General features: G+C 61.4%; 4 protein-coding genes. All 4 read right to left on the reverse strand.

Annotation, left to right across the window (positions count from 1 at the left end):
• Positions 1–598: 598 nt before the first annotated feature.
• The gene (locus tag NKI41_RS24070; RefSeq protein WP_352502906.1) at positions 599–1,249 is read right to left on the reverse strand and encodes a hypothetical protein; all 651 of its coding nucleotides are present in this window, start codon (positions 1,247–1,249) and stop codon (positions 599–601) included.
• Positions 1,250–1,281: 32 nt separating this feature from the next.
• Positions 1,282–7,743, reverse strand: a complete 6,462-nt coding sequence (locus NKI41_RS24075) for an RHS repeat-associated core domain-containing protein (RefSeq protein WP_352685413.1) — start codon at positions 7,741–7,743, stop codon at positions 1,282–1,284.
• Positions 7,744–7,768: 25 nt separating this feature from the next.
• The gene (locus tag NKI41_RS24080; protein ID WP_352685414.1) at positions 7,769–10,606 is read right to left on the reverse strand and encodes a leucine-rich repeat domain-containing protein; all 2,838 of its coding nucleotides are present in this window, start codon (positions 10,604–10,606) and stop codon (positions 7,769–7,771) included.
• A 65-nt stretch (positions 10,607–10,671) separates the two neighbouring features.
• Positions 10,672–12,744, reverse strand: coding sequence for an RICIN domain-containing protein (locus tag NKI41_RS24085; protein ID WP_352685415.1), 2,073 nt, complete (start codon positions 12,742–12,744; stop codon positions 10,672–10,674).
• Positions 12,745–12,747 lie beyond the last annotated feature (3 nt).

Here is a 12,747-nt window from a genome sequence, read left to right on the forward strand (position 1 = left end):
GCAAGCAGTTGAGCGCGTAGACGGCTTCAGCCCGTCTCGCCGCGATTTCAGCTGGATCTTGCAAGCAGCCTTGTCACGGGCTCGTTTCCATTTGGTTGGCGCCAGGCACTCGCGGAAAGCGCGAAAAGCGCCTCTATTCCGGGTTAAACCCGTGACGCCGATGACCGCCACCGTCACCGCCGCCGCCCTCTCGAGAAAAACTTCGGCGCTTATGAAGATACCTCCGTCCGCAATCCGGTCGTCATCGCACGCACCGTGCTGCTGGCCTACGAGGTTTTTGTCCGGCTGTTGAAGCGCGATAGGCGGGTCGAGTTGATAGCGGAGCTCAACAAGGACGATATCGCTGCGGTCGAAGTCTCCGCATGGAGCCCAGTCTCGACCATCTCACGACGAGCTCTCTGAGCCAAAACCAAAGTCCAAGGTCGCACAGGTCTTCCGATATTCCTATCTCTGGCATTGGCACACCGGGAGGGCGCGGAGAAGGCGACAAGGACCGGCCCCGCCTGGTGCTGGCGCTGGTCGGCCCCACAAAGCACGTGGACAATACAAGTCTAGCGTTTCGTCGGCGCCAGGTGTTGCTTGCTACCTCGCGGCTGGCCTACCGCAGGTCCAGCTGCAACAGCCCGCTATAATCCTCCGTCGCCAGGAAGAAGCCCTCGTCGATCGCCTTGGCTCTGAAAGCGGGATCGTCGCCGAGGTTGCGAAATTCCGGCTTCAATGTGCCTGATGCATCGAAGTAGCGATCTCGAAAGGTCGCCCGGTCAAGCCCGGCATAGTCTTTACCCTGACCTGCGACCGTGCAGGATTTCAGTTCGGTTTGGTCGGCAGCGTCCGCCGGGAAACTCTTCCTTGCGAAATCCATGGGACCGATGCCTGGAGCAATGCTGCGGGGGAATTGCGTGACGCACCGCTTCGTCGCGTCACCCGCAGCGATCGTCAGATCGAAATAGGGAGGCCTCAGCCCCTTGGTCGCGAGGTAGGCAAAGGCACGAATGCGATTGGCTGCCTTCAACGTATCAAGGTCGGTCGTCTCCAGAATGCCGCCATCGATGGTGAGCTTTCCCGACCCGCCAAGTGCGGCAATTTGCTTCTGCAGCCAGTCTGCGTCACGATCGATCCAGGTCAGGAAATCGAGTGGCATCGCTTGCGGCTCCTTCATCTGCGGGTTCATGGATTGAGCGAGGGCCGCCGCAGTGATGAGCATCGCCAGCCCGGCCAGCGCTGCCGTAGAGAGAGGGAAGTTACGCATGTCATGCCTCCGTCCTTCTGCGTTGCCGCGAATCAGTTGTAGTGGTTGCGCGGCTTGATACCGAGCATGTCGCGCAATTGGTTCTCCGTTATGTCGTCAGGCCGCGGCGTTCCGCCGACACCGACGGTCCGCGCTTCCTCGTCCATGGAGGTATGTGGCTTTCCATCAAGCCCGTTGTAGGTGGCTGGACCCATGCCGGAAATCTGTCCCGCCTGGATGTGGGAGGCGTGGATCTGCTCATGGGCGAGCACGATGCCAGGATCGGCCGGGTTTGTCGCGACCGTGCCGGTCGATTTGTCGAACTCGCTCGACGTGCGGATACGGGCTGCCGCCGGATCGTAAGAGATGACCGCCCCTCCCGGTGTCGTCGTCGGATCCTTCGTATGATCGGCGAGATCGGTTCCGGTGCGGCCGGCCACGTTCTGGATCGTCACCGTTTCTGGGCTGTCGACAATCCTCTTGGTGAGTTCGCGCCCTGTATCCATCCCGGTACCGGGTACGAAGAAGTCCTTGACGTCGAGCCAGGCCCCGTGGAGCCAGCTTTGCGAAACTTCGCCGGTCTTGCTGTCGACTCGGGCAGTCGGGTCTGTGCGTTGGATATCCTCCTCAACTTGCCGCCGATAGGCGGCATCGCCGGCCACGATCTCCTTGAGACCTGTCGGGTCGATATAGGCCATCGGATTATTGTTGGCATAGGCGAAGAGATTGCATGATGTGGGGTTGCCGGTGCAGCGCTCAGGATCGCCGACATACAGCGGGTCGGGTGACACGAAGCGGCCAAGGGCCGGATCGTAGTAGCGGGCACCGAAGTAGTAGAGCCCGGTATCGTCGTCGAGATATTTGCCGGTGAACCGATGGTGGGTTTTTTCGCGCGGCAACTCGCCCGAAATGTCTGTCAAGTGATCGGCCCAGGCAGGAGCCAGTACTTCTGGCTTGTGCTCGGTTCCGTATGCCCGATAGAGCATTTGCTCGACCGGGGCGCCGCCCGAGGCGATCACATAGTCGCTGCTCTCGATATGATCCTTGAGGTAATAGAACCATTTACCGGTGCCGTGCTCGAGCCGCACCAACTTGGTCGAGGCAATGTTGACATAGCTCTCTTCGCCCTTTGGGCCGACCTCGAATGTCTCCACTGGATAGAGATAAAGCTGGTCTGGCTTCGATCCGTCCGGAGCGACAATCTTCTTGTATAGGCGTCGACCGGTCTGGTCGTAGCCGTAGAAGACGTCGTTGGTCGCGGTTTGCGCTCGGATGAGCCGGCCGTTGATGTCAAAGACAGTGCCGGTAAGGTTCGGCGACGTCGCCAGCTGGCCGAAGCCATCGAAACCATATGGCTTGGACGCGCTGCCGGTCGGAATGAGGCCGGTCGCGCTGGCTGCCGCCGGGACAATCCGTGCTCCGGGATCGAGCTCGTCATTGCGGGCGAAGGTGCCGGCAGGCGAATAGCCGAATTCGGCATGTTTGCCATAGCGATCGATACTCACGAGCTCGTTCTTGAAGTCATAGTGAAAGGTGCCGGAACGGTCGACATGGGTCGCGTCGCCGGCGCCACTGCCCAGCGCATCGACGATCTGTGTGATGGAGCCGTTCGAGTTGAAAGCCATGGTCAAGTCCTGCAGCGGAACGCCTCCCGCTTGCGAGACGATATGCGTCAGGAACAGCGTCGTCGGATCGTAGGTCATCTGCGTGAAGGCGCCGAGCCGGTAGTTGACGCGCTCGACCCGTCCTTCCGGATTGTACGTGATGTTCTCGATCACTTTCTGCGGGCCGGCGAAGTCCGGATGGGATACCGTCACGGAGCGGAGATTCTTGTCCGGTCCAAGCGCGAATTTCGACGTCAGGCCGCGTGGGCCGATCGATGAATCGATCCGGCCATCAAGCGTGTGATGGAAGCGATCGGCATACTTTGCGTGGTTGATCTCCACCTCGTTGGCGGTCATGCGGCCGTTCGCGTTGTAGGCGTAGCGTTCGGCCGCATCGAACAGGCCGTTGGGATCGTGGATGATGACCTCGGTTATTTTATCGAGCGGCAACGCGATCGGCACTTCGAACCCGGCCGCAGAGGCTATCTCGACGCCCCGGTCGTAGCTGTATTCGAGATGGAGGACACCGTCGTCAACCTCTGTGAGCTTGCGGTTAAGGAAGTCGTAGGTGGACGTCTGCACGGAAGCTTCGCCGTTCACGCCGACGCGCGCGATCGCTGATTGCCGCCCGCGCGCGTCGTAGAAGGCGTACCGGTCGCCCATTCCGGGGATCGACTGGAATTCGATGTCGCCGACCGAATTGTAGATCAACCGTCGAGGCGCAGTTTCGCCCGGCAGCCAAATCTCGCTCAAATAGCCGAAGGAATCGCGCACGAAGCGGGAAATTTGCATCACGCCGTCGCCATTGGCGGCGATGAAGCCGGTCACCCCGTTCTCGTTGCTGAGCGAATATTCCTCGCTCCGCACCGTACCGTCGAACTGATCGGCATAGGTCGTTATTGTGTGCGTGCCCCAAGGCCCGAAGGTCATCTCGGAAACCTTGCCCGACGGGTAAGACTCACGCACCATGCGGCCCGTTGCGTCGTAGGTATATGTGTTGCCGATTTCGTGATCCGGACGCGGAACGTCGCCCAGCTCGAAGACCTTCTGCAGGTTCAGATCGTCGATACCGCCGAAGCTCCTGACCACGAATGGGGTCCAGCGGAAGACCAGTTTCTCGTTGCGATTGTAGAGCGCGAAGTTGCGGACCCGCACGCCCCCCTCGGCAACGCTTTCCAGGTCGGCGATCTGGTTGCCGCGGGCGTTGTAGGCGGCGAGCTCGGCAATGAATTCGCTCTCGCTTTCCGGAGTTTGGGCAGCGCTTGCGTAACGGCGCTTCGATGTCAAGATCAGTGAGGGCAGGCCGCTCTCGCCGATCTTGTAGCTGTAGAATTTCTCCGCACCGTCGGCTGCCACCTCATGGATCCTACGGCCGAGCGCGTCATAGTCGTTGGTGACGACCATGCCGAGGGGAGTCGTCATCGTTCGCACAGCTCCGGCCCGTGGCCCGTCGTAGGTCATTGACGTGATCTGGTTGAGCTCAGGCGCACCACCCGCCATCTTGGTGTGGCTCATCGGCAAGGTGCCGGTCTCTTCGTAGAGAACGGCCTCTGTCTGCCCAAGGTCGTCCGACAGCGCGGTGGTGTTGCCGAAGACGTCATAGCCCATTCTCTTGGTGAGGGTGCGGGTGGCGTTGCGGAACTGCTCGAGCGACGCCGGCAAGTTGCTGAGGCCGGAAAAGACTTCGAGTGTCCGGGTGCCCATGCGACCGCCCGCGTCGGCTAGATAGGTGAAGCTTTCACGGCTGAGCAGTCGCGTTCCGGTTAGGATACGGCGCTCGGATGCGGCGTTGACAATGCTGAGCGCGGCGAGATCGGCACGCGACTGCGCATACCCGGTCTGGGTGGTGCGGCTAAAGCCCTGAATGGTCAAATCCGCGGGTCCCGGGATATCGCGAACCTGCACAGTTTCCGAGGCGGGCATATTGAATTCGTCGAAATCGGCATACGTCTGGACCTTCACCGGGTCCTTACATTCGGGATCGGCCGGGTCCTGCTGTTCGGCGTCGCCGGCGGAACCGGTCAGCGTCTCCTTGACCTTTCTGAGATAGGACGAGCCGTCGCCACGCGAAAACGTCTCCCAAACCGACGACTCGCACTTCAACATCATCCCCGTCGTCGGCAGCTTCTGGGTGCGCGTGGCGGTCGACAGCGAGTGCAGCGCCGCCGCCGACGGATCGAGCGTCTCGGTCGTCTCCGCGCTCGCGACGAGCGTCGCCTCGGGCTTCACTTCATAGGTCTTGCGGATCTTCAGTTTGCCGGCGAGGTTCAGGTCAGCCGCCGTTTCCGCGAAGGTGTAATACTGTTCGCGATCGAGGCTTGAGCGCTGCGTGACCCGCTGGCCGGCCGCGTTCTCGTCGCCGTACGCGATCCTCTCGACGTCCGAGAAGCCGATAAAACGGCGATTGATCACATCGTAAAATGGATTGTGGTAGAAATATTCGTCCGTCTGCACTTGGGCGCGAACCTGGCCGGGTATGCCCTGCGACGTGACGAGTTGCTTGGCAACGACAACGGGAAAATGCAGGTTGCGCGTCGGCTGGCCGTTGGCGCGGTCGCGCAGCATCTCGTCGATCGAAGTCGCATAGCGAATGTCGTGCCGGCGGCCGGAATCGAAGTCGACGACCGTGAGCAGGTTGGCCTTGACCAACTGCACCGTGTCGGTGCGGTTGAAGTCAATCACGACGACGGGCTTCACCTCGTCGCCGGACGGCTTCTGGAACACGATGATTTCGCTCTGGCCGTCGCCGTCGATGTCTGCGACGCGCGAAGCGAAGGTCTGCGTCGACGCGCCCAGTTGAACCCGCAGATTGAGCGCGATGCTGAGCGGATCCTTCAGGTAGGTCCCGTCGCCGAAGCCGAGCCAGACGCGCATCTGGTCAGTGCGCTCGCCCATCGACGCGAAATCGATGATGCCGTCGCCGTTGGCGTCGATGTACCACATTGTGGCGAGGTTATCGCCGGGCTGCATGCCGCCAATCTTCGAGAAGCTGCCGTGACCGCAGACCGGATCGTTGATCGCGGCGTCGCCAAACAGCAGCGCATTCGGGTCCTTCGAGAACATGTTGCCCTGGTTCTCATAGAGGCAGAAGCCCTGGTCAGCCGGGCGGATGACGACGAGATCGGGCAGCCGGTCGCCATTGATGTCGACCATCCGCACATTGTTGCGGCCGAGTATCTGGCCGTCCTGACTGTTGAATGGGAACGCTTTGGTAAGCGCTCCGAAATTGACGTTGTAACCCCCATCGGCCTGCCGCCGGGTGAGATTGAGAAATATCCGCCATTCCGTGCGGCCATCAGCATTGAGGCGCGTCGTGACGATGTCGGACAGGCTGTCCATATTAACGTCGGCGAAGCGGCCGTTGCCGCCCGCGAATGTCGTTGGCGAGACGCCGGGCAGCGGGATCGAGCGGCCGAGATAAGGGAAGGTCCCGTCGGCTTTGCCGTCATAGACGTGCATCAGCCCGTCTTCGATTTCGACGATATCGACGAAGCTGTCGCCCAGGATGTCGGCAAAAGCGAAGCGATTGTCGGTGAGCCGGGGGGCGATCTGGCGCATTAGTCCAGCCTCGGTCGGACGCGACAGCACGAGTTGGCTGGTGTCGCCGAAGGCGCTGTTCAGGTCGCCGCTTCCGAGATGCACCGTCGCGCCGTCATCCTTGGTCTGCACGATGTCGACCAGTGCATCCATGTTGAGGTCGGCCAATTCGAAATTCTGCGGCGGGATGTCGCCGGCGAACGCCATTTTCGGCGCTTCGAACACGACGGGGCGCGACGCCAGTTCGGCGCTTGTCCACGACGAATAGCCGAAATGGATGTCCGGGAACTTCAGCGTCGATTGCGCCAGCGCCTCGCCGCCGGTGTCACCATACCGGTAGAGCACGCGCAGCTGGTCGAGCACATTGACCGACTGCGCGTCGATGAGCGGCGTGAGGTCGGCCTGAGCCTTCGCCAGGCAGTCCGGATGCGCCCGGACGACGAACTTCGACGTGTCACTGGTATCACGGCCGACATATCCCATGCACCATTGGGCGTAGACGGTGTCTTTGAACTTGGCCGTCACCTTGCCGTAGAGCCGGGCGTTCTCCTGTTTGCTGCCATTGGTGTGGCTTACGAGCGTCGATTGCGTCTCGATCAGCTCGAACTGATAGCTGCTCTGACCGCCGGCGAAGCTGGCCTTTGTCAGGTAGCTGCGTCCACCGAAACGCTGGTACTCGTAGCGGATGGCTTCGCGGTTGGCATTGAGCTGCAGCACCAGGGGCCATTTCGTGACATAGGGCGCGGCTACATCGAAATTGCCCTCTGCCACGGAGGAATCGCCGCTGAAGATCAGCCGTGTTCCGTTGGCGTTGATCACCTCGAAACCGGAGGAGATGGTGTCGGTGTGTAGGCCGCCCGTCAGGTCGAGCGAAAGGACGTCGAACGCGCCAGTGTGGTAGAGGATCTTGACGAAATCCTCGGCATATTCGGGCTTGTACTCCCAGACGCCGTTCTGGTTGCCGAGGAAGATGAGCCGCGCGCCCATATACGACAGGCGGGAGAAGAAATCGCCGCCTGGCTTGGTGCCGGGCACGGCCGTGCCGAGATCGTCATTGACGGCGATCGCCTGGGTATTGAACTGCCAGCCGATACCGAGCCCGTTGCCGGTATCGCCCGCGAACTGGCTGTAGGTGAGGCTCAGTTGCGGCCCGAACTGGCCGCGCGTCGGCAGGGTGGGTAGCGGCACGGTGAAGTTCGCCGATCCCGTATTGTTGTTCAGCGTGAAGCTGCCTTCCTCCTGCGTGACAGTGCCGCCCGCAGCGGGCAACTGCACAATCGACGTCGCAGATTTGTCTTCGGCGCGGGCCGGTGAGCCGAGTACTGCGGCGCCAGCGGCCAGGGCTGCGAGGGCGGTAAGGGTCTTTATGAACATGGGACTACCTCTCCGGATGCAGGCACTACTGATGAATTTGCGGACCCACGATGATGAGCTGTAAGCAGTTCGGGCGCGGACAGATGACCGAGGGCTGGACGGCGATCGCGTCGTGCAAGTGAATGTTTCCATCGAAGATGCGCCACGGCTCGCGGTTGCAGGCTTCGGCGACTTGAGGGAGGAGCGGCTGCGGGAAGGAGCAGACCGGATTGTTGCCCAGATAGGTCTTTCCGATCACCGGATGGACGCTAGCGAAGTTCTCGATCCGATTGCCTCTCAGATCGACGACTGACAGCGCCGGAAGCGAGCCAAGCGGCAGCGCATCGAAGACCCGGTTGTTGCGCAGATCGATATCCGACAACGCCGGCATGTTCGATAGATTGCCGACATTGGTGATCTGGTTGTCGTTCAGGTAGATGTATTTGAGCCCGCTCGATCCGAAGCGCGGGATCGCGGATAGCCGGTTGGTGGCGAGGTTCAGTTTCTGAAGTCCTGTCAGCGAAGCGATCGGCGACGCGTCGGTGATCACATTGTCGAAGAGGTTAAGTTCGCCCAGCGCCCGGAAATGGACCACCGGGTTGACGGCGATGATCGATTTCTTGTTCAGAGTCAGGCTGGTCAGTGACTGCGCCCAGTTCTGCGCTGCACTGCAATCTGCGCTGTCGACGTGGTCGGCCTGCATGCGGCTGTCGAGCGCCGCCATGAAGCCGCGGGCGTCGCCGAGCGCAATAGAATCGAACCGGTAGACGATGCAGTATTCAGCGAAGCTGGCGTATTGCAGTGGCAGATTGCGCATGCCGGCATCCTCGAGCAGCGGCAGGTCTGCCAACGGCGTCACGGATTGTACGTGTGTGTTCGAGAAATAGAGCTTTGTCAGCTTGTTGAGCATTCCGATGCCGATCAGGTTCGACAGGGGATTGCCGTCGATGTTCAGTTGTTCGAGGCGGCGCAGCTGGAGGATGCCCTGGATCGAGGGGATCTGGTTGTTGCGGATCCAAAGCTTCGTCAGCCCCGGTACCGCCGACAGCGCCGAGACGTCGGACAACTGGTTGTCGGACAGGTCGATGGAGGTCAGATTTCCCATCACCGGGAAGAGCGAGACGCTGGTCAACCCGCGGTTCTTCGCATCGGCGAACTGGCGCGAACTGAGATCGTCATAGGCTCTGCCGCAAACAGTCTTGCCCGAGATCGATAGCAGCGCGTTCACTTCCGCGGTTTGCGCGGGCGTTAGAAAGTCGGTCTGGTTCCGCATCAGGCATGCCGACAGGAAGTCGCTCGCCTGCACGGGATTGTCGGAAAGATCGAGACTGATCAGGCCCGACAGCGCTGCCAGCGGTCTGACATTGGCGATCGAATTCTTCGACAGGTTGAGTGTGCCGAGATTGGTCAGGCCGGCAAGCGGCGAGACGTCCGTGATGGCATTGTTGGACAGGTTGAGCGAGGTGAGTTGCGGTAAGGTGGCGAGCGGACGCAGATCGCTGACGATCTTCGACGACAAATCGAGTGCGGTGGTCGCCAGCAGCTTGTTGCCGACCACCAAGCACGTCCCGCCACCCTCCAGTTCGACCATGGCTCGTATGGTTTGCCCAAGCGGGGTCGCCGCGTCGCGGTGCAGCACGCACAGGTCAACGAAGCTCTGCCCGCCATTCGCCACGATTGGATTGCCGCTGAGATTGATGGCCAGCGTCGAGGGGAAGCTGCCGAGATTGGCGAAGGTTTCGATCTTGTTGTTGGCGAGGTTGAGACTGGTCAGGCCGCCGAGCGCGCTGAGCGGATCGAGCATGTCGCCCGTGAGGCCATTGTTGGCGATGGACAGGATCGAGAGCGCCTGCAGGAATTGCAGCGGCTCAAGGCTGGCGATCTTGTTGTCGTCGAGTGTGAGGTTCGTCAGCAACGCCAGCGCCGACAGCGCGCGGATGTCGGTGATGTCGTTGTCGGAGACGTCGGCCCGCGTCAGCGCGATCAGTGGCGCCAGGGCGTTGATGTTGCTGACGTGATTGCCGGAAATATCAAGAAAGGTCAGTGTCTTGAGCTTGGCCAGCGGCCCGAGTTCGGCGATCGAGTTGTTGCCGGCGATCGACAGGCTGGTGAGGTTCGTCAGCACCGCAATCGGCTCGAGTGATTGCACGCCCTTGCCGCTCAGGTTCAGCGTCGTGATCGATTCCAGGAAGGTCTGTGCGGTGGCGCAGGCGGCCGGGTTGCCGAGCGCGGAGACTCCGCCGGGCGTTGAATCGAGCACCGCCATCACGGTCGCCGTTTCAGCCGGCGTGCGGTCGCCCTTGATGCACCATTTCGCGAAGGTGGTCGGCTTGTTGACCAGCGGCGCGCCCGAGAGGCACGTGATGGTGTGGATCTTGCCGGCGAAGAACGGCGTGGGGTCGGCGTTCAGCGCCTGGTCGAGATTGAGCTTCAACTCGGTGACCAGCGGTGCGCAGGATGGAATGTAGAGCCGGTCGGAAAATGTCGTCGCGCCGAAGTCTGAGGGAAATTGCAAGTAGTAGATGAGGCCGCCGCCATTATCGTACGCGAACACCTTTATTGGGTATGTCTCGCCCGAGGGGCACAGCAGCGGATTGGCGGCCGGATCCGCGGCGACGATCGCGCTGTCGACGGCGGTCAACACCTCCGAGGGAACCGTCGCGAAGCCAAGTCCGCGGATCACTGCTTCCTCGTCCGCCTGGTCCTTGCAGCGGATGCGGTAGCCGCGCCCGTCGGAGATAAGCAACGGATAATGCAGCCGGTTCGCCTCCAGCGCCGGATCCTCGAACAGCACAACCTTCGGCTCGTCCGCGCGGGCCGGGCCGGCGGCGGCGGCCACGAGCATGACCAGAACAAGGAGCAGCGATTGGCCGATGCGGTTCATCTGGTTTCTCCTTTCGAGGCTCAGGCTGATCGATGCGGCTCAATCAGCCCGAACCAATGGCAGCGCTACATCTCGTCCGCGGTCTTGATGGTCCAAAAGCTCGACGGCTCGCGATCGCAAGTGGACTGAAGGGCCGGGATGTTGTTCAAGTTGCTAACCCCGCCGGCAATGATCAGGCACTTGCCTGTCTGGACGTTTTCCGCCTGAACTCCGTCGCGCGTCTCGACAAGGTTCCAACGACGCGAAGGATCGCTGTCACAGTTGAACTGCAAGGCCGGGATGTTGTCTTCGGTACTGACTCCGCCGGCAATCGTCAGGCACTTGCTTGTCCGGACGTTGGCCACCTGGAAGCCATCGCCCGTCTCGACCAGCCTCCAGCGCTGCCATTGACTGCCGTCGCAGTCGAATTGCACCGTCGGTGCATTGTTGTCGGTTCGTCCTTCCGCGACCGAAAGGCACCTTTCGGTTTGCCGGTTCACCAGCAACACTTCCGGGTCGGCCGCCCGGATGCTCCAGAACCGCGACGGATCGCGGTCGCAATTGAATTGGAGGGCAGGGACGTTGTCATCGGTGCTCACCCCGCCGGCAATGGTCAGGCATTTGCTCGTCTGCATGTTTTCAGCCTGGAAGCCGTCGCCGGTTGCGGTCAGCTTCCAGCGCCGCGACGGATCTCGGTCGCAGTCGAATTGAAGGGCCGGGATGTTGTTGTCGGTGCTGACACCGCCGGCAATCGTCAGGCATTTTCCGGTCCGCACGTTCTGTAACTGAAAACCGTCATTCGTCTCGACCAGCTTCCAGCGGCGCCACTGGTCGCCGTCGCAGTTGAACTGTACGGCCGGCGCGTTGGTGTCGAGGCGCCCCTCGGAAACTGCCAGGCATTTGCCGGTCTGCATGTTTGCCAGCACCACGTCTCCCTCCTTGATCGCCGTGATGCAGGCTTCGAAAATTTTCCCGGTGGCCGCGGTCGATTGCTCCGGTCGACTGATGCAGACCGGATTGCCGTCCAGCGAAGGCTTGAATGGCAGGATGGCGCTGACGGACTGCACCGTGGCCAGACGGTTCGCGCGCAGGTTAAGAGAGGTGAGTTCGGTAAGGCCCATCAAGGCGCGCGCATCCGTGACGCGGTTTTTCGACAGGTCGAGCGCCGTGAGCTCTTGCAGAAACCGCAACGGCGACACGTCGGCGATCTTGTTGCTGGCCAGAACCAGTCGCGTCAGCGCCCGCGCCGAGGCGAGCGGCCGCAGGTCGGCGATCTGGTTGGAACTGAGGTCGGCGTCGGCCAAATCCTTCATCACGCCAGTCACGTTGATGTTGCTGATCCTGTTTCGCGACAGATCGAGAAAGGTAAGCTTGGTCAGCTTTTCCAGATCGCGCGTGTCGGCTATTTCATTGCCGGACAAGGTCAGGCGCGTCAGATGGGTAAGTGTCGCCAGTGGCTCGAGATTTGTCAGCCGTCGCCCGGCAAGGTCGAGCGTCGTGCTCGACGCGAGAAAGTCCTGCGCGCTTGCGCACGCCGCCGGATTGCCCAACGCGGAGGCACCGCCGGGTGTCAGCTCGAGCAGCTCCTCGACCGTCGTCTGCTGGGCAGGATCAAGGTCGTTCTTGATGCACCAACTGGCAAAGGTCGTCGGCCGTCCGACAAGCGGCGGGCCCGCCAGGCATGCGATGGTATGGACCTTTCCGGCAAAGAAAGGGGTGGGGTCGGCCTCGATCGCCTGATTGAGGTTGAGCTTTAACCCTTCGACCAACGGCGCGCAGCCGGGAATGTAGAGTTGGTCGGAAAAGGATGTTGACCCGAAATCGGTCGGGAACTGCAGGTAGTAGACGAGCCCGCTGCCGCTATCATGCGCAAAGACCTTGATCGGGTAGTGCTCGTCGGATGGGCACAACAGCGGATTGGCGGCTGGGTCGGCCGCGATGACCGCATTGTCGACGGCGCTCAGCATTTGCGACGGGACGGTTACTAAGCCCAGTCCGCGGATCACTGCTTCCTCGTCCGCCTGAACACTGCAGCGAATGCGGTAGCCGCGTCCTTCGGAGATGAGCAGGGGATAGTGCAAGCGAGTGACGTTCAGCGTCGGGTCCTCCAACAGAACGAGCTTCGGTTCCTCGGCTCGGGCCCGACCGGCGCCGATCACCGC

This window comes from Mesorhizobium sp. M0601, from assembly GCF_040320845.1.
Lineage (GTDB): Bacteria > Pseudomonadota > Alphaproteobacteria > Rhizobiales > Rhizobiaceae > Mesorhizobium.